Genomic DNA, 21,542 nt, shown 5'->3' on the forward strand with positions numbered 1-21,542 from the left:
GTTTAAAATATGTTTAATTTTAAAACCCTGCAAAATAAAGTTTTGGGCAAAGTGTTTAAATGTTAATTAAAAGCCAAAAAAAATTGAAAAGGTAATTAACTCTACCTTTTTAATACAGTTTTTCACTGCATATTTCTTAGGAAATAAAGAGGATAAAACAATATTTAATTGAAAAACTAAGTTTGAATTTTGGACGATTATTCCCGTGGAACGACAAACGGATTGGATATACTTTGATAATTCATCATCTGCTCTCTGTCAAGTTGAGTGTAAGTTTAGGCTAAAGCCAAAGGAACTTAAATCTTTTAATTAAATGGGCTAAAGCCCATTTCTATTGAATAAAACTAGAATTATTCTCTTTATATTTTAAATTTTGGAGGATGGACTCCCGTGGAACGACAAACGGAGTGGATAAACTTTGAAAAAACGATCTTTACTGCGAGAGATCATATTAAATAGGAACGGACTTTAGTCCGTTTGGAAAAAAATAAAATTCAATTGGCTTTAGCCGAAACCTAAAGTATGACGCAGTGTTCGCAAAAGCATTGTCGATAGCTTTGAATTCGTTCCCAAGGGCGTTTCACTTAGCAAAGAACATGACGAATTATCTTATCCTGAAAAAAAACGAAAACTCCCCACATCGCTGTGAGGAGTTTTCTGTATTATTATAATAAGCTGATTTATTTTTGAACTGCTTTTTTCATGCCAGCATCAGGGCGTAGAATTCTGTAACGAACTTCGATATCTTTTGGTACATAGAATACCAATGGAAGTTTACTGTTGTATCTTACAATTTCAGGTTTTAGCGTCACGAATTTTTTTGTCAGTTTTTTATCCAGACAAGCCATCAGGGTTCCTCCTGTTTCTCCTTTGGATTCTACTTCATAATAGTTGTATCCCCATCCCTGAAGATCCTGAGTTTTCATTTCTCCCATTAAGAAATAGTTGTTACAGTCTAACATTTTTTCAGCCCCTACAAAAACCTCCACTTTTAAGTCGTTTTCGTTTTTTGCTACAGGAAGCTGAATATATACTTGTTTATATCCTTCTTTTGCTTTTGGGAACATTTCAATCTGCAGTTTTTCAAACTTTTCTGCTTTCTTTTGTGCGAAAGCATTTATTCCAGCCATTAATACTAATCCTGTGATTAAAGTTTTAGAAAATTTCATCTTTTAATAATTTTTTTAATTGCTACTATCTTAATTCCAAAAACTATTCCAAAATTAAACAATTGTTTGATTTTTCGATTTAATTCTATTTTTATTGAAAATCCGGAAAAAAAACTGCAGTAAAAAATTACTACAGTTTTCTATATTGACTAATTACTCTGAAATTGTTACGTTACTTCCTTTTGTGTGAGCATTCATCTGTGGTGCATAATAATTCTGCATGGTGGTAATTCCATTGGAGAATTTTCCGGATGCATTGGCTACAACATCATATTCAAATACATATTTTCCTTTCGGCATATACTGAATATAGAAGTTCGTAGAAGCATCTTTGGTTGACTGATAATATCCAAGATTATTTTTCCACTGATATCCGGACAATACATCTATGGGCTCAAATCCTGCCGCACGCATATCTTTAATATGAATAAACTCCATCGCTCTGTCTGTGTTCAGAATCATTCTAACGCTAATTTTATCTCCCACTTTCAATGGGGTTTCTGTTGAAATTTTCTGAAGCTCTTCTCCGTTTACCGTTTTCACTTTTTTATAAAGTTCTTTCGTTACAGCAATATAGTTTTCAGAAGATTTAATTTTATCAAGATCTTCATAATACTGCCAGAACAATCCTCCCTGAACAATACCAGGACCAGGTTTTGTAACGGTTACGGTGGCTAAATTTTTATCTATCGCTTCTGTTTTCACTGTTGATTTCACATAGCCAGTTGCCTGAGTCTGCGGTGCAACTTCTTTACCGCCCCAAAGGATTGTTGCTTTATCACTTTCTGCTCCAGTCCATGATTTTCCTGAATTCAAAATGGTAAAGATCACCTCAGCAGTTCCTCTTGAGCTTCCCCACGAGTTGACTTCTTTTTGGGTTACCAGCCAGATTTTCATATCCTCAATAAAGCTTTGATCGTTAGATTTTAATTTATTGAATGCGTCCAATGCTCCGGCATGGTTCACCACTTTGGAACCGAACCATCCCCAATCATTCAGGTTTTGCTTCCAATAGACACCTTGTGTTTTGGTATCTGTAGAAGTTTCTTTAAGATAGGTCATCAATTTGGCAGACACCTCTTTCAGACCATAATTGTCCATTAATAATGCGGCACGGTGAAGTCCGAAGAATGTAAAATCAGTAATTTTAGCTGTTTTGGCTTTTTGTTTTACCAATGTTTTCAGGGTAGCACCTTTTCCTTTCAAAGGATATTGCTGCTCCCAATAGTTTCTCGTATCCAGATAATCCATTGCCCAGTTGTTCCATACATTATCTTTTTTCACATCATAGTATTTGGCAACCTCATTGTCTACATACTGAATCAATTTTGCTACAAGCACTTTCTCATCAGCACTTTGATAATCTTTCACATTGTCTTTTAACCAGGAATTGATTTTTCCTAAGTTTTTAAGGATATACAATGAGGTTCCGTAAGAACTTGGGTAGCCAGGGTACCATGAGAATCCACCATCAGGATTCTGCAGTTTTTTGAAATCATCCCAATCCTGATTGATAGAGTTTTTCATCGTATTGACATCAAACAATAATGCCAGCTTCTGCATCTGCTCGCCCTCATTTTTACTTTCCAGCACCCAAGGAGTTTCTTCCAGCAACAGTTGTTTCAGCTCCTGATTTTTTTCAAGGTTTGATTGTAATAATCCTTTGTTCTGATACTCTTCAAAAACCGTTTTCATTTTCGGATTCGCTTTGAATATTTCTGAAGCTAAAACATCAGCAAACCATTTATTAAAGATCACATCCGCAGAATTATTCTGATCATTTTTCAGACTTGGAAGCGCAAACATAATCTCCCAGATCGGATTGGTTGTCAGCTCTAACGTATTCGAAACATTAGAAGCTGTTGTGGAAGTATTATTTTTAAGGTTGTCTAACACAAATGTTTTGGTTTCGCCTTCTTTCACAAAAACCGGAACGGCATCAGTCACAAGCATTCTGTTCGGCAATACAGCAATGGCCTGCTGTTCTCCGTCAGAATAAGCGCCAGCTTTAGCCACCACTTTGAAAATAACAGAAGAAACATTATCCGGAACCTTTACTTTCCATGTTAATGCACTGCTTCCGTTTTCAGTTAAGTTAAAGTTTTGTACACCTGAATTCATTCCAAATTTCGAAGAAACATTTTCATTGGTAAAAGCATCTAGAATCTGTAATTCTGCAGAGCCGTTGAGTTTTTTACCGGTAAGATTAGATAATTTCGACTGTAAATTCAACTCATCCCCTTCCCTCAGGAATCTAGGATAGTTTGGCGTTACAGAGAATTCTTTCTGGGTTACTACTTCTTTTTCCAGAGTAGCTGCTCTTGCATCTTTTGTATGGGCAAGGAACATCAGTTTCCATTTTGTCAGTGCTTCAGGAGAAGTGAACTCAAAGCTTACATTCCCTTCTGCATCGGTTTTCAGATCCGGATAGAAGAAGGCAGTTTCGTTCAGATTTTGACGTACAGCTACTTTATCTAGTTCTTTTGCTGTACCATCCAATACTCCGCCTGCATTACCAGCTACTGCATCCATTACTATAGCTTCTTCCTTCGCTATAGGAGCAGCCGGAAGAGCAACCTTCGCACTCCTCATAGATCTGTAGCTCGTAACTTCTGAAGCATTTACACTCTTAGGTTTAGGACAACCATTATATTGAGTAGATCCGGGAACAGTGGGACAGGCATCATCTTTATCAGTAATACCATCGCTATCGGAATCCCATCCTATACCAAACCTTCCATCAAACCAGTTAAACTGAGGAACCTGTACATATTTGTCTTCAAAGTACCTCAATCTTTTCTGATAGTTTTGCTGTTGCAGATAATTTCTGATTCCATAAGAAGTCACCATTACAAATGGTGTATATAGTTTTCTCCAGCTGTAACTGTTTGCTGCAAACTGATCCAGAGACATATCATACATATTGGCCAATACTTTAGCATTGATCTTTTCATTATCATTTCCGGTTACTTTTACCGTCCATTTTTCTTTAACGTTAGGTTCCAGTTTATCTCTGAAAGTAACGGTTTCGATTTTCAAAGGTTTTTCTGTGTCCTTTATTTTTAAAGAAACAGATTGTGTATTCACATCATTAAATGCCACCAGCTGAAACTGAAGGTTAAGATCCGAAACACTTTTATCTTTAGGAATTTCAGCGGTATATTCTAATATTCCGTTTTTCATCTGACGAACTTCTGAAACCGTTTTCCCGGATCCATCCTGCACAAAAACATTCACTAATGCATGAGGAACCGCTGAGAAAACATAAACTTTCGCCTTTTCTCCTCTTGACAATTCTTCTTTCGGAGCAATCACCGTAAGGAAAGTTTTTTGAGTGGGTTTTAAAGCTGTTTTATCCCAGACACTGAAATACTGTGAAGTTTTGATCGTGTCTTTTCCTTCAATATTAAAAAGTTCCAGCTGGTAATCTCCTGCTTCCAGTTTTCCTAAGTCAAGACTTGCTGCTGCCTGAGAATTATCGGTTGGCTGCTGCTGTCTTTCAATCAATATTTTTTCGGTTTTCCAGTTTTTAATCTCATCATTTTCATCAAAAAGATCATGTGGAAATTTGCTGATGAACTCTTCTTTTGAATATTTCGGAAGATTCTGCACATCAGATTTGAAATTATCTCTGAAAATTCTGTCAGGAGCAGTCAGTTTTGATAGCTTAACCTGATAAGTTTTTTTAAGATTCTGATCGTTATAATTCTTAGTTTCCACCTTTACTTTTACATTTTCGTCTGTAAAAGTATTGCTGATGTTTTCCGCCTGAATGTAATGAGAAACTGATGCTACTTTCAATTGAGTATTGGCAGTCTGTGTTTCCCCATTGATGTCTGTAACGGATGCATTGATGGCATAGTTATCAATCTGTATGCCTTCCAGCTTTTCATCTTTTTTAAGTTCCAAACGAATCGTAAATTCTCCTTTTTCATTAGTCTTCGCTTCACCCAGAATTGAATTTTCATTGTCATCATTCTGCGGGTACCAGCTGAAATACCTCCATCTGATATTCTGTTTCTTTATTTCATAATTAACGGTCGTATTACTCAGCGGAACACCAGAAAACATGATTGCTTTTCCTTTCAGTTCTATCGTCTGACCATATTTGTACTCCTCTTTAACAGGGTCAAAGGTTACTTCAAATTTTGGTCTTTTGTACTCTTCTACCCTGAAATTTTTATATCCTGTGCTTTCCCCTTCTATTCTCAGGTAAAAATTACCGTTCAGTTTTCCTTTTGGAAGAATGAAGCTTCCATGATAAGAACCGAATTCATTGGTAGTAAATTCCTGTGAAGAAACTTCTTCACTGTTGGTATTCAATAAGGTAATTTTTTGTTTCAACCCTGAAATAACAGCTTCGACTTCCTTATTTATTCTGGTATTAACCACCTTGAAATAAACAGTCTGTCCTGGGCGGTAAATTCCCCGATCTATAAAAATCTGAGCGGTGGAACGCGTTTGTTTATTTGGATTATAATCGTCAACATTTCCTCTGTTTCCGTACACCTGCATGATCTGGAAATCATTGGTTTTAGGCTGTTGGATCAGGAAAGTTCTGTAATATTCTTTGCTGTCAGTAGCAGGAAACTTAAATACCCCGCTGGCATTGGTTGTTCCCTCAATTTTAGTTAATGTTTTATTGGAAACAAATTCATAAAATCGAAGCCCTTCATTGGCTAAAGGCTTGCCATTTTCACTATTAACCAATTTCAGCTCATCGGAAAGAGGGTTTCTGTCCGTTTTAGACTGATAAATAATTTTGTTTCCGGAAACCAGAAAATACAAATTCTGTCTGGAATCCGTATCTTTCCTATCTGCTCCTGCAACTGTAAACTCTGCTACATATGCTCCTGAAGGCAGGGGTTTTACTTCCAAAGAAGTTTTATGACTCTGATAATCTTTAGGATCCGGAAGCTGGAATGTTTCCTTCCGAACCAGATTCTTCTTTAATTTGTTAAAAGTATCGGAATAAGAGTCCTGAACATACCGAATTAACGAAGTAAAATCATCTTTTACTTCATAAATATTCAGGGTAAATTCTGATACATTCTGATACTGTGCAACAAAATGAATTGGCAGATTATTCTGCGTCTGTGCTTCATATTTTAAAGTCAGATATGGATTTACAATCTGAGCTTCATTGCTTTTAATATTCTCCAGAAAAATGGATTTCGGATATTCACTTTTAGCCTGTGCCGCTAATGTAAGAGCTTCTTTTGGCTTCTTTTGATTAGTAAGTTCATCCATGATGTCTCCCATGATCATCACTTTATAATCCCCTTCTACATCAGATTTCAAAAGATTCTGAAGCTGCTGAAGTTTATCCTTACAATGAGTGAAGTTACAGTTTTCCGTAAGCTTTTCTTTCATAAAGTACAACTTTGGATTTCCTGTGTTCTGTTCGATCAGTTCATCATAAATTGTATTGATTGCTGTACGATTTTCTGTAAGTTCATTTTTGGTAAAAATATTGTTTTCAGATAAAAACGCTATTTTCTTCACTGCATACCAATCCGACAATGTCGGGAAATAAACAAGGTCTCCTGTTTCTGAAAAGATATTCTTATACTTTTCCAGAGCGATTTTTTTCATTTCGGCTTTCTCCTTATCAAGTTCCTGAAAGCTTGTTGTCAGATAATTCTTAAAATCAAGCTTACTCCAGGTTTCAATCTGTGAAACATCCTGCGAATTGACATTGGTTCTCCCATTTATTTTCCATGAATTCTGTTGATAATAATCCATAAAAAAACCATTCAGCAGAACTTTGTACACCAATTTCCCTTCTCCGTTCACTTTTCCTTCCGCATCTTTAAGCTTTTTGAAAAATTGAGAGGCGGAATCATTCTGATCATCGTCCGTTGTTTGGTTTACAATACTGAATTCCGCTTTCAGAGAACGGATCAGTTCGAAGGCATTATTTTCTTTCATGGCTTGTTTTTGTATGTCTAAAATAATGGGAAGATTAGATTTATACGCTCCTTTTACACTGTTATCAGCCACTTTTTTCCATTGGGTATCGTAATATTTCTGTGCGGATACCGTTGAAAAGCTCAGCATTATAAGCAAAAGCAGAAAAATCTTGGAAAATCTTTTCATATATATTAATTTTGATAAATGAACATTTTAAAAATACTGAAAAAAACGGTCATAGACAGCCAGCTTTATGTCTCGCTTGTGGGAACGCTTTTTGCAGTATTTTTCATGAAAGAGCAAAACACATTCCGTTTCCCTACCTTTGCATTAATTTTCATTACTTATTTCAGTGGTTATCTGTATACTAAATACCAATACACCAGACACTTTTTAAAAATAGTAATTCTCAATGCCATTGCAGGAATTGTCTGTGCTCTTTTAATCATTCATAATCATAATGAAATAAGACTTCTGAAATGGTTTATTATTGTAGTACTGGGATTACTTTACAATAGTTTTTTTCTTGATGTTTACATCCGGAAAATCCCTTTACTGAAAGTTTTCTACGTAGGACTAGTATGGGCACTGGTCAACTGCTGGCTTACGCTTCCGGAATTTAGTATTCCTATTTTTCTGATCAGCTTTTTCTTTATTACTGCCCTTGTGCTTCCTTTTGATATCCGGGATATGAACAGTGATACCGTAAAGACTTTCCCAATGCTGATAGGTGTGGAAAATACTAAATATATTGCCTACGCCCTGGTTTTCATCAGTACTATCATTGGAGTTTTCTATCTTGAATTACAATATGCCTTGGCATTTTTTATGGCAAGCATCGCAACTTATATTCTCATCTATTTCTCTGATAATAAAAGAGATGACGCTTATTACTCGTTCGGGGTAGAAACTTGTTCGGCACTTCCTTTTTTATTTTTAGTAATAATGGAGTATTTTTGACGAATGATTATCAAGAAGCTTTCCCTCTACAATTTCAAAAACCACTCTGAGAAAAAATTTGAATTTTCCCCGCAAATCAACTGTTTTGTGGGTAACAACGGTGTGGGAAAGACTAATATTCTGGATGCTTTGCATTATTTATCAGTAGGAAAAAGCTTTTTAGGAAATACTGATCTCAACAATATTAAACAGGAGGAAGATTTTTTTACCATTGATGCTGAAATTCAGAATGAAGACAGCGAAGATATTATCAGAATTACCCAGCCTAAGGAAGCTAAAAAGGTCATCAGGAAGAATGATAAAAGCTATGACAGGCTTGCAGATCATATCGGATATTTACCAAGTGTTATGATTTCTCCTTATGATTCTAATCTTATTTCGGATTCCGGGGAAAGCAGGCGTAAGTTTCTGGATGCAATGATTTCTCAGACGGATTCAGAATACCTTTTTGATCTTATTCAATATCAGAAAACGATTCAGCAGCGAAATGCCTTACTGAAATATTTTGCAAAAAACAGAACCTGGGATAAAGATTCTCTGGAAATCTATGATGATCCGATTACCAGATCCGGAACGAAAATATTTAAGAAAAGAAAGGAGTTTGTAGAACAGCTCAATCCAATTGTTCAGAACTTCTATCAGATTATTTCAGGGGGAAAAGAAACGGTATCTGTTATTTATGAATCTCATTTACTGGAAGATTCTTTTGAAAACCTTTTAAAAGAAAGCCTTGAGAGAGACCGTATGCTTACTTACACTTCAAAAGGAATTCATAAAGATGATCTTCTTTTTGAAATGGACCATGTTTTAATCAAGAAAATCGGTTCTCAGGGACAGCAGAAGTCATTCCTGATTTCTTTAAAACTTGCTCAGATGAGTCTTGTAAAGGAACTCACCAAAAAGACTCCTATCCTGTTGCTTGATGATATTTTTGATAAGCTTGATGACACCAGAGTTTCACAATTGATTGAACTTGTCAATAAGGAAAGCTTTGGACAGATTTTTATCACAGATACCCATAGAGAGCGTACGGAAAGTGTAGTGAAGAAAATTAATGAGGAAAGTATCATTTTTGAGGTTTAATAATAGATTCGGGATGCGAGTTACGAGATATAAAGTACAGTAGACAAAATGTAAGTGTAGATATAAAAACGAATTTTCTTTATCAAAGGAATGTTTTTTTGTCTTAACTTAAGATCCTAAAACACAAATGATATGAGTTATAGAAATCTTGACATTTATAAAATGGCTTTTAATTTATTTTTAAAAATCCATAAAGCATCTCATCTTCTTCCTAAATACGAACTTTTCGAACTGGGTAGTCAATTAAGAAGGTCTTCAGACTCAGTCATTACAAATATTGTCGAAGGCTATGGAAGATCAACATATAGGAATGACTACATTCGCTTTCTGATTTACAGCCATGCAAGTAACGATGAAACAATTAATCATTTGGAAAAAATTATCATATTATACCCTGAATTTTGCTCAGAATTTGAAACATTAAGAAATGAATATAATACACTGGGTGGAAAGATTAACGTTTATAAAAAATGGGTCATAAAAAACTGGAATAAAAACAATCTGCAATAAAAAAATAAACCACGCAACCCAAAACCTCGAATCACGCATCCCGAACCCCGAAACCCCGACTATGAAGAAGAAAAAACGTGAATATCAATCCTCTGAACTGGTAAAATCTTTTGCCAGAATTTATGGTTTTGAACATAAACTTGTTGCTTTTGATATTAAAGATTTCCTTGAAGAGTATCTTGATGAAAGCCTGTTCAATGAAATTAGAAGTGTTAATATCGAAAAAGAATGTATTATTATTAAAATTGATTCTCCCCTGTTGAAACACGATTTTAAAATGCGGAAAAGCTTTTATCTTAAGAAGTTTCAGGATAAATTTGGGGCAGATAAATTTAATGACCTTCAGATATTATAGGAATACAGAGCAAATCCTTCAAATAATTCACCAATGTTGAAATTATTTTATTATATGCAATTTAATACGTATTTTTAGGGTAAATTAAAACTATTTTTATCATGAAAAAATCAATTGCATCAAAAAAACTGACAAGAAACACTTTAAAAACAATACAGGGAGGAGGAGTTGGACAGATCTGCTGTGCTGTAAGCTGCGCTAATGAAAACGAATGTGCTTATTGGACAACATTACCTACAAAATGCCCGTTACTTCCTATTTGTCTTTAAAAGTAACTTATAATGATAGAAAAATGCTACCCATACGGTAGCATTTTTTGTTATATTAATGTTCTTCTGATTTATTGGAAATGGTACTGCTCATCAGGTCATCTGCCTTCTTATCCAGGCCAGAGCTTAATGGCAGGAAGAATTTCAGCGGATGTTTTGTAAAGTATCTGAAAATTTCTTTATAGATTTCACTTACCTGGCCAAAGTTCATCTTTCTTGATCTGAAGGCCAGAAACATTGATAAACTGAAACTTACCAGGAAGTTGAAGAAACCAATTAAAAAGACTGTAAAAAAAGACATCCAGAATGTATAGGAATCTACGGAGAAATCTTTTCCGTACAATCCTAAAGCAAAGTTACCAGCGGCAAAGGTAATGTGCCTGATATCCAGATCCAGCCCGAAAAACATTCCGACAGGTGCTGTGGCTCCAAGGAAAACCCCAAACCAGAAATTGGAAATGATTCCCGGCCAGTTTTTAGCATAATATTTTGACAGACCTTTTGCGAATTTCTTTCCGAAAAAGCTCCTGATGGAAAGATTTTTGGCAATTCTTTCCGGGATCTGGTAAAACACAGAGTTGTTCCCGATATTCCCCGAAATAATTCCTGAAATGAAAAGGTAAAATCCGGCGATACTTGCATGCAGAATAGCTTTTGATTTAAAAGGATCGAGATCTTTTAACAGTTTATCAGAACGCTCCACAGCAAGGTTTTGTGAGAAAAATACATCCAATCCGTAAATGATGGCAAGTGCCACCGGAAAAGCCAGCAAAACATTCCCCACAAAGGCAATGAACTGACTTCTGAATAATTTAGATACTAGATGGGCAAATTCTGTATTGTTTCTTTGGGCATTTCCTTCTTCGGATAATACTTTTGTCATCGTAGCGGCTGTCATGGCCGGCTGTTTTGTAGCCAGCGTAAAACCCATCAGATAAATCATCACAAATCCCATCGCATAGTTCATGGAGTACAGGAAAGCGTGTGAAAAATCGCTTCCGGGGATATACCCGTAGAGCATTTTCAATACACAGAGCGCTCCTACGATAATTCCACCACCACTCGCTTTGTAAAACATGGTCATATATTCCTTACGGGTAGAGGTAATATAATGAGTTCCTGTTTCAGCGGTGTGATTGGTAATAAGGTGTGAAATCAGTCTTGTACTATCATTGATCAGGTCTGAAATATTATTTTTGTGAGATTTATAACTCAGAATATTAAAAATCAGCTGCTTGGATTTGATCTGAATATCTTCATCGGTATCAATAATCAATAACTGAACAATCTCATAAATTCTTTCTGTCTGTTGGCGGATTTTCAGAAGAGACTGATTAATTTTTCCTGAAATACCATATTTGGCAGAATTTTTAAAAGCAATATTTACAAATTCCTGGCACTGTTCTGCATAGATTTTTATCTGCTTATATCTGCTGTCTTTTGAATGCAGCTGTAATTCAGGATCTTTTACGAGATCATCCGCTAATGTCTCCAGCTCATTCTGAAGAGCAAGGAACGGATTGTCTAAATTTCTGTATTGAGGTGCCATTCTCACCACTTCCACTTCCATTGCCATTCCTGTTACCCTCCAGGAGAGAATGTTCATAGAGAAAATAAGTTCTTTTTTAACATTAGGACGGATAATAAAATCCGAAGCTCCCAACATATTTAAAAACTCATTGATTTCATTTTCAGGAAGGTTATGGAGATATTTCAAATCTCTTTTCGGCCTCATACTGACATTATCGATCATGTACCACACCGTATTTTCGTTTTCAACGGGCGGCAGAACCTTATTCAATATTCTTTTTTTAAGTTCCGGGAAAAAGGCATTTTCTGAAAGAATATTTGCTTCTGTCAGGGAAAGGTTGAAAGGTCTTCCTCTAAAAATATTGTGAATGTAATATTTAAAGTTTTCAGCAAAATTAGGATTGCTTCTGAAGAAATTGAGCACATCAGTGAAGTCCGCCTCTTTTATGGTCTCAAGAAACTCTGCAAAAGGTTCTAAAGAAAGGGTTTCGTTCTTAAAAGAAAAGTATTTTTTAAGAACTGACTCAAAATTTGTGCTGGAATTAAAGAATTTCATTAGTACAAAGATACTATTTCAAACTCACATTCCTCATCTGTCTCATAATCCAATTATGTTTCTTTCTCAGATACGGGGATGGATTTTTAGGATCATACTTCTTTGGATTAGGCAATACAGCAGCAATCCAGGCTGCATCTGAGGTACTTAAATCTTTGGATGATTTTCCAAAATAATATTGTGCTGCCGCTTCCACTCCAAATACTCCCTGTCCCATTTCTATGGAATTCAGGTATCTTTCAAGGATGATATCTTTAGTCCATACTTTTTCAATGATGAAAGTATACACCGCTTCCAGTCCTTTTCTTACCCAGCTTCTGCCCTGCCAAAGAAATACGTTCTTTGCAGTTTGCTGGGAAATAGTACTTCCTCCTCTTATTTTTTTGCCTTTCTCATTATATTTCATTGCCTTTTCAATGGCTGTATAATCAAAACCGTCATGAACAAAAAATTTCTGGTCTTCTGAGGCAATTACGGCTTTTTTCACATTGCTTCCCATTTCATCATAGGAAATATAATCTCTGTGCAGTTTTCCATATTCAAAAAGTCCTCCTATCTGGGTAAGAGTGATGGGAGGATTAAAAAATCTACCCCAGATGATAAAAACTACATTCAGAACAAGAATGATGAAGATAAGCTGTTTAATTTTTTTCCACATAACTTGATAAAAAGGAAAGGCAAAAATAAGCAAATAGTACGAGTTACTGCAATTCTTTCATATAAGTAAGCTGATAATCCGGTAAAAGTTCAGGATGAAAGATCTTAATATAATCCTTAAGGACAAGATCTGCTCTTACCACGCCGCTTTCGAAGAAATCATTGGCTTTCAGTTTTTCTTTTCCGGCAATGGTATAAATTTTCCCTTTATTGAATACATCCAGTTTTCCATAGAAAGGATTCATTCCCAGCATTTCTTTTTTTGAAGTGTGACTTCCTGCATTTACCCAGTACTGAACGCCTCCTGCTTTGGCATACACTTCCTCAAAGCTCATTGTCAATGCTTTTTCGTCTTTATTATCCTTCATGATATAATTCGCATTAGCATCAGAAATATAATGAGCAACAGAGGTATTTCCACCTGGAAGATACCATACGTCCCCGTACATTTCATTGGCAAGGATAACTGGCTTTTCTTTGGCAGTTGATGCTAGTTTTTTCAGTTCTCTATAATTTTTTTCTACTTCCTGATATTTTGTTTCTGCTTCTTTTTCTTTTCCTAAAAACTCTCCAAAAAGTTTGATATACGCCGTTTTTTCCAGAGGTTTCTGTTCCATGTACTCATCCAGAAATATTACCTGAATGCCATTGTTTTTCAAAAGCTCATACGTATTGTCAAAACTGGCAATATGATTGGTAAAAATGGCATCCGGTTTCATAGAAATGATCTTTTCCACGTCATATTTCTGCTCGCTTCCTACATTCTGGATTTTGCCTTCTTTAAGCAGATTCTGAATTTTTTCTGAATAAATATACTCCGGGCTGGAAACTCCTATGATCAGATTTTCAGCTCCAAGCTCCGAAATATATCCAGCCATACTTGCATTCAGTAGGATTATTTTCTTGAATGGAGTTTGATTTTGCTTAAAGTTATAAGTAAAATTCCCCGATTTTAGCTCAAGGACACCATCATGTTCCTTAAATTGGGTACGGTTTGAGATATTTGTCCAATCTGAGGACGAAATTTTTGATTCTCTTTTACAGGCAATTAGCGAGAAGACCGTAAATAAAAGTAAAATTTTCTGTTTCATGTTTCAAAGAACGGAAAAAAGTGGTATATTTGCAACCGTTAAACAACAAGATAACAAAAGGCCTCGTGGCGCAACTGAATAGCGCATCTGATTACGGCTCAGAAGGTTACAGGTTTGAATCCTGTCGAGGTCACTTAAGGAGACAACTATTTGATAGTTGTCTCTCTTTTTTTATGCATAAAAATCTCTATATCAAACTTTTACAGCATGCTATTTTATGTCTTAATTCTTGACTAAATTTTTTATTGTTTTGAGCTGTATTCAAAAGTTGAATAATATTACTGTTTAAGCATTCCATTTTAATAATAAAAGATAAACATAAATTTAACCAGTAACCTTGATGGTTATCAATAATACCTTTCAAGATCAGTTCTATAGGAAAAAGATCGGAAAGTAATCTATTATTTTTATTGATTAGCATTGTTAACTGTTTACTCACCGTTTCTACATGTTCAAAAATTATATAAAATGGATGACCATAGAAATTATTCATATTAATATTTGTGGTTTTACCTTCGTAAACTATTTTCCAGCAATTACCGCAAAAATAACATTCATAATTAATCTCTGATATATATATTATTCTTAGTTCCCTATTCATTTCGTCAATATACGGAAATTCAATATTATGAGCCAGAATGTTAAAACTAGTTTCCCTTCATGCATCGATAAAAGTGTTTGAAGATACGCTCGTCTTGGCCACAAGACCGACATTTGAAGATTTCACTCTTTGATGTCGTTTTTTATTTCCTAATGCGTTGTTATACTGATAAAACTGTTTCCAGGTATTTCCGTTTTCGAAAACTCCTGCTTCAGCAGAGTACTCGTTACAAGAGCTGTTTTCTATTTCAACAGCTTTCCAGCGATGCCTGATTCTGATTTCCTGAAGGATAATAAAGATGAAAAAGCAAAAACCTTAAGTTTAAATTAAGAAATCAATCTCCCATCCGGTAGACAAGTAATTGGGTAGAATATGCGGTCAGGCTCATCCCTGCTCCTGCACAGTTGCCCGATTGGCCTCTTCCAAGAGTTATAGTCCATGTTCTGTTAGCAGGAACCGTGGTAGCATAGGTTATGGTACTTCCGTGATTGGAAACAACTCCTTCAATGTGTGAAGCTGTACTATGAATTCTGGTACTGCCTGTATTAAGAGGAAAATCTACAAAGTATGAGCTGATAGTACATCCTGTCGCATTATGTAATGCTTCATATACAAAGGTCATCTGATAAGTCCCTGCCGGAAAAGTAATGGTACTTGTTGCTGCATTAAAGCTCATTCCGGGAATGGTATTTTTAACCAAAGACATAGGAACCACCTGTCTTTCACCTATAGCTTGTGTCTGCAAGAAATTTAATTGTGGAGTTTCCAGCCTGAAAATTGCAGCGCTTGGAATCATAGATAAGGAACCCAATGCACCAATTCTTTTAACAACGCCAGTAGCATCAACAACCATCAGGGAATCTGTAGAGGTATTTCCCGCAGAAAGCCCTTGTAATCTTAATGGATTGGTTCCGTTGACATGAAGTTTATGGGTAGGAGCAGATGTTCCTATTCCGACTCTGCCTGAATTACTACTCGTAAGGAACATAAGTTCATTAAGTTCATTTCCTACACTAAATGATAAATACTTTCCGGAGCCTGCTGTTGTTACATTATTATCCCCAAAATTAATCCTCGCAACCGGGCCTGTACCAACGGTTGATCTGGAAGCGATATTAATTCCAAAATTATCGGTCCTGTTACCATAACTATAACCGTTCTGGCCAATATTAATATCAAGTGCATTTTTTGTTGAACTGACCGTCCTTGCAGCATTGAGAATAGAACTACCCTCTACATGCAGTTTTACTTCAGGCGCCGTTGTTCCTACCCCCAATCTGTCATTGGCAGCATCTACTGATAAGGTAGATCCATCTACAGAAAAAGCATTTACTGCATTTCCGGTAAAGGCTAGTGTATTCGCTCCCTGGGTGACAGTACGGTTGGCTTCTAAACTTCCATCCGCTGTATAAATGCTTTTATCCACAAATTTGCTGGTATCTGCGCTTAATCTTATCCAAACACTTCCATTAAAGTAATAATAACCTACGTTGTCGATATTTACTGCATTACCGGACTGGCTTCCGGTGCTGACTTCATTTACATAGATCATCGTAGAAAGAGCAACTCCAGTCATTGACTGCGCTCTCTCCCTGTTTACCTGAGGGATCAGAAGACCCTCAGGGGATGTTGTAGTACCTGTAGGAATTTTGGCACTGATATCCAGCGTTGCCTTTGGAGAAGAAGTGTTAATCCCTAGCTGAGAAAAGGTGATTCCGGAAATCAATAATGCTGATACAATTGTTATTTTTTTTTTCATTTTGCTTTGTTTTAAATCGTATTTTGGATATTATTTTGCTAAATCCTTTCTCCATTTAGACAGCGTATTCCTACTCATTTTAAAGTGTTTGGATGTTTGGCTGAGGTTAAGATTATTTCTGTTCTGATATTCTATGATATACTCTACTGTTTCCTTATCGTAAGATCTGAACTTACTATTCTTTTTATGGGGAGAAGGCTGTTCATTTCCAAATATCATCGTATTGAGGAGAATAACCTCTCTGGTCGTCAGTTTATGCTTCTGAAGAAGATTTTTACATTTTTCTTCCTTTTCAGGATATTTTATCTTGATGATATCCTGGTAAATTGCTATATAGTTAGGCGATATTTCATTTTTCATATACGTAATTTCTGTTACTAATTATTTTATCCGAAGTGGATTACTGTATAGATTCCTGAAATCTCACTTAGGGTTGTATTTACTAAGCCATTTGTAAAGAGTTGTTTTAGGGATTCTGTATCTGCTCATGACCTCACTTTTATTCATTGCTCCTGTATTGATCTGATCTATCACAAAAGAAATAAGCTCTTTTGTATAAATATGCTTTCTGAACATGGGTAGTGAAGTAGATACTGGTTCATTTTTTTTCTCACCTCCTTCTGGTGGCGAATACAATATAAGATGCTGAGTATATAACCTGAAAAAATCATAACTTAACAGTTTACTCCATTTAAGAAGCAATTCTGTACATAAATCCTGCTTCTTATACATTTCCTCAACTTCTTCCTGAGAACATCTGAAAAAGTTACATATCCGTACATTATCCATATCACATTCCTGTACTCTTTTTGCTATAAACTCTCCAATACGGATATCTTTAAAATCTGTTTTCATAAGGTATTTAAATCTTAGTTTCATGCTTAGCTAGAAATAGAGGTATTATTTCTTTGGTTTTCCCATATGAATATCTGTTATAATTTTATCGGAAGAATAAAGGTAAAAATCAGTATATCAGATATCCTTATTACTAAAGACAAAGGTATAGTGATCTTGCAGAAACTATACAGAAATACCTTTTACAATTCGTGAATACTAACAGTATAAAACCATCTTCAAACAACTGATTTAAAACAACATAACATCAAAATTTGATTTACACTAAATGTATTTTAATAGGGATAAAAATGAAGGATATTTTTAAATTTTAAGGTCTATTTTTGGACCAAAAAACCAATACATAATAAAAGTGACGCCTTATTATTTGGTGATTAAAAAAAACCTATCAGAATTTGAAACTCTGACAGGTTAAATAAATTTTAATTCGTAATAGTAAATAAAGCACTATTTTCAATACTTAAAACTTGTTTTCGGCTCTGTTTTGTAACTGTGCAATAAACTCTGATGGAGAAATATTCATCTGCCTTTTGAATATATCAGCAAATCTGCTATGGGATGAGTAACCACATATTTCCGCTAAGTAGCTTATCTTATAGTTACGGTATTCGGGTTCCTTGTATAACTTTTTTGTTATATAATTGATTCTGTTATGATTGATATATTCGCTAAAATCTAACTTTTTATACTTTTTAATAATATAAGAGAGGTACTTTGTATTCGTGTTAAGCAGTGAGGCCATTTTAGGCCTGGAAATTTTCTTATCCAGATATAAATGCCGGTGCTCAAAATCTTTCATGCGTTTTACCAGCTCCTCCTCTTTTTCCACACTTATATAAAATGAGGAAGCTACTTCTGTCTCCGTATCCGTTTCTGTACCTTTATCTGAATCGTCTTTTATAAAGTGATTTCTTACAGGTTCTGTATCAGCCACTATTTCAGCACACTCATTCTCCAACGGAGCATTTAAACCGTTAATAATTTTCTCAAACGGCAGTCTATTCTTTCTTTTTTGCTTTTTATAATAAAAATAGAGACCAACCATTACCAGAAATAAGAATGCAGATACGTAGATTAAAATATGAAAATACCCGGCAAATTTATTTTTCTTTGCTGATTCTTCCTTGAAATCCTGATCTGCCAAAGCCACCAGCTCATTTTTTTTCAGAAGGTCAATGGAGTCTTTTATTGGACTGATTTCAAGAAGCCTTTCGTGATTATGAGTGAGTCTGTAAAGCTTTCTAAGATCGTTAATGACAAAATCACTCTCCTTTTTATTTTTTTGGACAAAAGCAATATTTTTCGCTTTTAGCAAAAATGCCTCCGCCTCATCATACTTTTTCCGTTTTAAAGCAATATTACCCAATCCTCTGTAGTAAGTGGCATTGGTAACTGCATCAGATTTGATCTTTGAGTCCCGCAGTTTTTTATCAGCAAGATGAAAGTAGTTATTTGCGGAATCCAGACTGTTCTTTTGAACATATACTTCACCTAGTTTAAGATAAGATTTACCCAAAAGAAAGTCAGTGACTTCATTTTTTTGTATTTTTTCTAGATAAGCCTGATTATTTTTAATCTTTTTGATAAAGCTTACTGTATCTTTTTCTTCCAGATTCTGCAGGGCCTCTGTTTCCAGTAACATTGCATAGATATATCTTCCTTCAATAGAGTTTGATAATGATTTTCCAGCTGCTTTTGCTCTATTTAAAAACTGTTTGCTGGCATCAAGCAGATTGAGCTTTAAATATTCTGAAGCAAGCCTTTCATTGGCAAGTGCTTCCCAGTCAGAAAGACCCGATTTTTTTGCCATTGAATCTATTTTTTTCCAGCTTTTGATAGATTTGCTTGCATTAAGCTGACGTGAGTAGGCGGTGCCCATAATAACCAGTGATCTTATCTTATGGTCTTCATTATCTGAAGTTTGATAAATAGAATCACCAATTCTCAGCATTTTATCAACCCGTTCTTCCTTAAATGTATGGTAATAAATCTTTATAAAATCCTGATCATTTTTTGTCTGGGACTTTACCGATAGACTTGTCAGTAAGATTGAAATGAGAATATAAAAAGATTTGCGAACCATATTTTAAGAAAATTATATTTAACGAATTTAATACTGAAAAAACAAACACGTACCCCTCATCATATGCATTATACACCTGTAGATATTATGTAAAACCATTACTTAAATTAAAAAATCAACATTAAGTTGCAAAAGACAGTCCACAATTTCCAGAACTTTTAAATGACTTGATAAGTGGGAGAATGTAATGATAAAAAAGTCTTTCTTTCGAATGACCCTTTGATGCTACTGAACAAAATCTCTCGTAAGAATACCTTGATTCCGGTTTCTTAATATCTTCAACAGTGAAAATCTGATCCTGTTGTGGGCAGCCAATCCGGCAGTAATAAAGATAATGATGCTTAAAATGAAGAAATAGAGATGAAAATAAAATCTTGGGATAAAGTCATAAAGACTGAGGGAACTCTCCAAAAAATTTATAAATCCGCAAGTGGATTCCATCATTATTTGTGGCAGCAAATTAAATACAATGTCCGTAGCTTGCAATCAACTGGCTGCCAGTATTCGAGAATAATGATACACAAAATAGTTTATAAAATGATCCGAAACACTTTTCTATACCTAAACTGAGCATTTTCTGAACTTTTATATACAGTACGATTAATATTTCCCGAAGAACAAACAATTCTTACGGAACAGAAAAGGAAACAGAAAAGTAACTTAATCTCATTCAATTAAAATGAAATTTTTTGTGATAGAATATCTACTGATTATACAGTCTGAGGATTTCCACCAGTTCGGGTATGGATCGTATTTTCAGCTTCTCAAACAACCTGATTTTGTAAGTACTGATCGTGGATGAATGGAGATTCAGCTGATTAGAAATTTCTTTGAGGGGAAGACCTTCTGCAAGTTTATTGGCAATTTGCAATTCGCGGTCTGACAGCGCTTCAAAGGGAGAACTTTTGGGTGTGCCATTTAGTGATTCTAAAAAAATAGCTTCTTTTATATTATCACTGATATATCGGCCTTTAGTGAGCATCGCCGTTAAAGCAGTCTCAATCACTTCCGTGGAGCTTAGCTTGCTGAGATAGCCGCCAGCACCCATTTTCAGATAACGCATCCCATACAATTCTTCATCCTGCGAAGAAAATATAAGAGTTTTTAATGCAGGCTGGTGAATTTTTATGTAATCTATTGCTTCCTGAACAGTACCATTAGGCATATTAACGTCCATAATGGCCAGATCAAATTCTTCGTTCAGAATTAATTTATAAAGCGATTTATAATCTTCTACTTCTGAAATGATGGCATCGGGTCTGAATCGTTTAATTGTCTGTATCAAACCCATCCGGACGATACCATGATCGTCTGCTACAACAATGCGAATGTTTACTTTTAAACCCATTATTCTATAAATTTATGTAAAAAAAGGGAAACCGTAGTGCCTTTATTTTCAGCGGAAATGATTTGGATGTTTCCATACAGCAAGGATATAAAATTTTTTACAATTTTCAAACTTAATCCCACGCCTTTCTCACCTGCAGTTCCCAGGAATACGGGATTATCATAATTGTAGATCGTAGGTAAATACTTTTCATGTATTCCTGTTCCGGAATCAATTACAGAAAGCACAACCTGATCACCTTCTGTAATCGCCTGTAAATAAACATCCTGACCATCAAATGAATATTTTACCGCATTGTTAAAAATTTTGTCTAAAACATATTCCAGCAGCAGGCGATCACTTGTAAGAGATGCATTGTGATCTCCTTTATAATAAAAGTTAATATTTTTTTCCTTTAATTTAGCAGCGTATTTTTCTTCCAGATAGTGAAAAAGATCCATCACTATTATTTTAACAGGTTTGATCTGAAATTCCCCGTATTGTGTTTTTAGCCAGGCAACGCTATCCTGAATAGTTTGCAGATTCTTTTGGGTATCACGTTTTACCTGTGGCAATAACTTAAAAAAATCTTCCTCACTTAAAGTCTTTTGCTCCAGCTCTTCTGTAAGCCAAAGAAAGGTTCCAAACAATTCTTTTGAGTCATGAGACAATATTGAAATCAGTCCGTTCTTGAAATTGATTTCATTTTCCAGTTTTTCGATTTTTAATTGGAGCTCGTTGATAAGATCATTCATAAATTAAGTATCACGGTTTAGAAGCTGTTTGAATTATTTTTTTTGAAAGAAAGCAGAAGGGTTATATTG

The 21,542-nt window shown here is 35.1% G+C and carries 16 protein-coding genes and 1 tRNA gene; 6 read left to right on the forward strand and 11 right to left on the reverse strand.

Going from position 1 to position 21,542, the window contains the following annotated elements; translation table 11 throughout:
* Nucleotides 1-680: 680 nt before the first annotated feature.
* Together eco and FB551_RS09755 are read right to left on the reverse strand one after the other, a co-directional pair.
* Nucleotides 681-1,169: a serine protease inhibitor ecotin gene (gene eco / locus FB551_RS09750; RefSeq protein WP_047433631.1), complete on the reverse strand. Its 489-nt coding sequence runs from the start codon at nucleotides 1,167-1,169 to the stop codon at nucleotides 681-683.
* Between the two features lie 153 nt (nucleotides 1,170-1,322).
* Nucleotides 1,323-7,268, reverse strand: a complete 5,946-nt coding sequence (locus FB551_RS09755; protein WP_142017078.1) for an alpha-2-macroglobulin family protein — start codon at nucleotides 7,266-7,268, stop codon at nucleotides 1,323-1,325.
* 18 nt (nucleotides 7,269-7,286) lie between these two features.
* On the opposite strand from FB551_RS09755, the gene FB551_RS09760 reads away from it, so the two are divergent.
* The 5 genes from FB551_RS09760 to FB551_RS23255 all read left to right on the forward strand — a co-directional run bounded on the left by FB551_RS09760 (nucleotide 7,287) and on the right by FB551_RS23255 (nucleotide 10,259).
* Nucleotides 7,287-8,042: a UbiA prenyltransferase family protein gene (locus tag FB551_RS09760; protein WP_142017080.1), complete on the forward strand. Its 756-nt coding sequence runs from the start codon at nucleotides 7,287-7,289 to the stop codon at nucleotides 8,040-8,042.
* 3 nt (nucleotides 8,043-8,045) lie between these two features.
* A complete protein-coding gene (gene recF / locus FB551_RS09765; protein WP_047433634.1) occupies nucleotides 8,046-9,125 on the forward strand; it encodes a DNA replication/repair protein RecF in 1,080 nt (359 codons plus the stop codon).
* 132 nt (nucleotides 9,126-9,257) lie between these two features.
* Nucleotides 9,258-9,635, forward strand: a complete 378-nt coding sequence (locus tag FB551_RS09770; RefSeq protein WP_142017082.1) for a four helix bundle protein — start codon at nucleotides 9,258-9,260, stop codon at nucleotides 9,633-9,635.
* A gap of 61 nt (nucleotides 9,636-9,696) precedes the next feature.
* Nucleotides 9,697-9,990 carry a hypothetical protein gene (locus FB551_RS09775; protein WP_047433636.1) on the forward strand — a complete coding sequence of 98 codons (294 nt, stop codon included), beginning with the start codon at nucleotides 9,697-9,699 and terminating at the stop codon, nucleotides 9,988-9,990.
* A 101-nt stretch (nucleotides 9,991-10,091) separates the two neighbouring features.
* Nucleotides 10,092-10,259: a bacteriocin-like protein gene (locus FB551_RS23255; RefSeq protein ID WP_156121532.1), complete on the forward strand. Its 168-nt coding sequence runs from the start codon at nucleotides 10,092-10,094 to the stop codon at nucleotides 10,257-10,259.
* Between the two features lie 55 nt (nucleotides 10,260-10,314).
* Here FB551_RS23255 and FB551_RS09780 read toward each other — a convergent pair whose 3' ends face one another.
* Genes FB551_RS09780 through FB551_RS09790 form a run of 3 tightly spaced genes read right to left on the reverse strand, consistent with a single transcriptional unit; the run spans nucleotide 10,315 to nucleotide 14,093 of the window.
* Nucleotides 10,315-12,345, reverse strand: coding sequence for a recombinase (locus tag FB551_RS09780; RefSeq protein WP_142017084.1), 2,031 nt, complete (start codon nucleotides 12,343-12,345; stop codon nucleotides 10,315-10,317).
* Between the two features lie 13 nt (nucleotides 12,346-12,358).
* Nucleotides 12,359-13,003: a monofunctional biosynthetic peptidoglycan transglycosylase gene (gene mtgA, locus FB551_RS09785; RefSeq protein WP_047433638.1), complete on the reverse strand. Its 645-nt coding sequence runs from the start codon at nucleotides 13,001-13,003 to the stop codon at nucleotides 12,359-12,361.
* 43 nt (nucleotides 13,004-13,046) lie between these two features.
* Nucleotides 13,047-14,093, reverse strand: coding sequence for an ABC transporter substrate-binding protein (locus FB551_RS09790; RefSeq protein WP_167497844.1), 1,047 nt, complete (start codon nucleotides 14,091-14,093; stop codon nucleotides 13,047-13,049).
* A gap of 59 nt (nucleotides 14,094-14,152) precedes the next feature.
* Here FB551_RS09790 and FB551_RS09795 point away from each other — a divergent pair.
* Nucleotides 14,153-14,226: transfer RNA gene (locus FB551_RS09795), tRNA-Arg, on the forward strand.
* A gap of 802 nt (nucleotides 14,227-15,028) precedes the next feature.
* Here the strand turns inward: FB551_RS09795 and FB551_RS09800 are convergent.
* From FB551_RS09800 to FB551_RS09825, 6 genes are all read right to left on the reverse strand, one after another.
* Nucleotides 15,029-16,453, reverse strand: a complete 1,425-nt coding sequence (locus tag FB551_RS09800; protein ID WP_142017086.1) for a hypothetical protein — start codon at nucleotides 16,451-16,453, stop codon at nucleotides 15,029-15,031.
* A 30-nt stretch (nucleotides 16,454-16,483) separates the two neighbouring features.
* On the reverse strand, nucleotides 16,484-16,813 hold the full coding sequence (locus FB551_RS09805; protein WP_047433641.1) for a hypothetical protein: 330 nt from the start codon (nucleotides 16,811-16,813) through the stop codon (nucleotides 16,484-16,486).
* A gap of 63 nt (nucleotides 16,814-16,876) precedes the next feature.
* Nucleotides 16,877-17,308, reverse strand: a complete 432-nt coding sequence (locus FB551_RS09810; protein WP_142017088.1) for a transposase — start codon at nucleotides 17,306-17,308, stop codon at nucleotides 16,877-16,879.
* 460 nt (nucleotides 17,309-17,768) lie between these two features.
* A complete protein-coding gene (locus FB551_RS09815) occupies nucleotides 17,769-19,391 on the reverse strand; it encodes a helix-turn-helix domain-containing protein (RefSeq protein WP_142017090.1) in 1,623 nt (540 codons plus the stop codon).
* A gap of 703 nt (nucleotides 19,392-20,094) precedes the next feature.
* Nucleotides 20,095-20,739, reverse strand: a complete 645-nt coding sequence (locus FB551_RS09820; RefSeq protein WP_047433644.1) for a response regulator — start codon at nucleotides 20,737-20,739, stop codon at nucleotides 20,095-20,097.
* Nucleotides 20,739-21,473 (reverse strand): sensor histidine kinase, encoded by a 735-nt coding sequence (locus tag FB551_RS09825; RefSeq protein ID WP_142017093.1) that lies wholly within the window; start codon nucleotides 21,471-21,473, stop codon nucleotides 20,739-20,741. Before FB551_RS09825 ends, FB551_RS09820 begins: the two co-directional genes overlap by 1 nt.
* Between the last annotated feature and the right edge of the window lie 69 nt (nucleotides 21,474-21,542).

Origin of the sequence: Chryseobacterium aquifrigidense (assembly GCF_006716485.1) — a bacterium.
GTDB lineage: Bacteria > Bacteroidota > Bacteroidia > Flavobacteriales > Weeksellaceae > Chryseobacterium > Chryseobacterium vietnamense.

What these genes read in the sequence shown, in the direction of transcription:
- FB551_RS09815 (WP_142017090.1), bottom strand. Translation starts at nt 19,391, where the DNA reads ATGGTTCGCAAATCTTTTTATATTCTCATTTCAATCTTACTGACAAGT.
- FB551_RS09790 (WP_167497844.1), bottom strand. Translation starts at nt 14,093, where the DNA reads ATGAAACAGAAAATTTTACTTTTATTTACGGTCTTCTCGCTAATTGCC.
- FB551_RS09820 (WP_047433644.1), bottom strand. Translation starts at nt 20,739, where the DNA reads ATGGGTTTAAAAGTAAACATTCGCATTGTTGTAGCAGACGATCATGGT.
- FB551_RS09780 (WP_142017084.1), bottom strand. Translation starts at nt 12,345, where the DNA reads ATGAAATTCTTTAATTCCAGCACAAATTTTGAGTCAGTTCTTAAAAAA.
- FB551_RS09825 (WP_142017093.1), bottom strand. Translation starts at nt 21,473, where the DNA reads ATGAATGATCTTATCAACGAGCTCCAATTAAAAATCGAAAAACTGGAA.
- FB551_RS09805 (WP_047433641.1), bottom strand. Translation starts at nt 16,813, where the DNA reads ATGAAAAATGAAATATCGCCTAACTATATAGCAATTTACCAGGATATC.
- FB551_RS09810 (WP_142017088.1), bottom strand. Translation starts at nt 17,308, where the DNA reads ATGAAAACAGATTTTAAAGATATCCGTATTGGAGAGTTTATAGCAAAA.
- FB551_RS09755 (WP_142017078.1), bottom strand. Translation starts at nt 7,268, where the DNA reads ATGAAAAGATTTTCCAAGATTTTTCTGCTTTTGCTTATAATGCTGAGC.
- FB551_RS09775 (WP_047433636.1), top strand. Translation starts at nt 9,697, where the DNA reads ATGAAGAAGAAAAAACGTGAATATCAATCCTCTGAACTGGTAAAATCT.
- recF (WP_047433634.1), top strand. Translation starts at nt 8,046, where the DNA reads ATGATTATCAAGAAGCTTTCCCTCTACAATTTCAAAAACCACTCTGAG.
- FB551_RS09800 (WP_142017086.1), bottom strand. Translation starts at nt 16,453, where the DNA reads ATGAAAAAAAAAATAACAATTGTATCAGCATTATTGATTTCCGGAATC.
- FB551_RS23255 (WP_156121532.1), top strand. Translation starts at nt 10,092, where the DNA reads ATGAAAAAATCAATTGCATCAAAAAAACTGACAAGAAACACTTTAAAA.
- FB551_RS09760 (WP_142017080.1), top strand. Translation starts at nt 7,287, where the DNA reads ATGAACATTTTAAAAATACTGAAAAAAACGGTCATAGACAGCCAGCTT.
- mtgA (WP_047433638.1), bottom strand. Translation starts at nt 13,003, where the DNA reads ATGTGGAAAAAAATTAAACAGCTTATCTTCATCATTCTTGTTCTGAAT.
- FB551_RS09770 (WP_142017082.1), top strand. Translation starts at nt 9,258, where the DNA reads ATGAGTTATAGAAATCTTGACATTTATAAAATGGCTTTTAATTTATTT.
- eco (WP_047433631.1), bottom strand. Translation starts at nt 1,169, where the DNA reads ATGAAATTTTCTAAAACTTTAATCACAGGATTAGTATTAATGGCTGGA.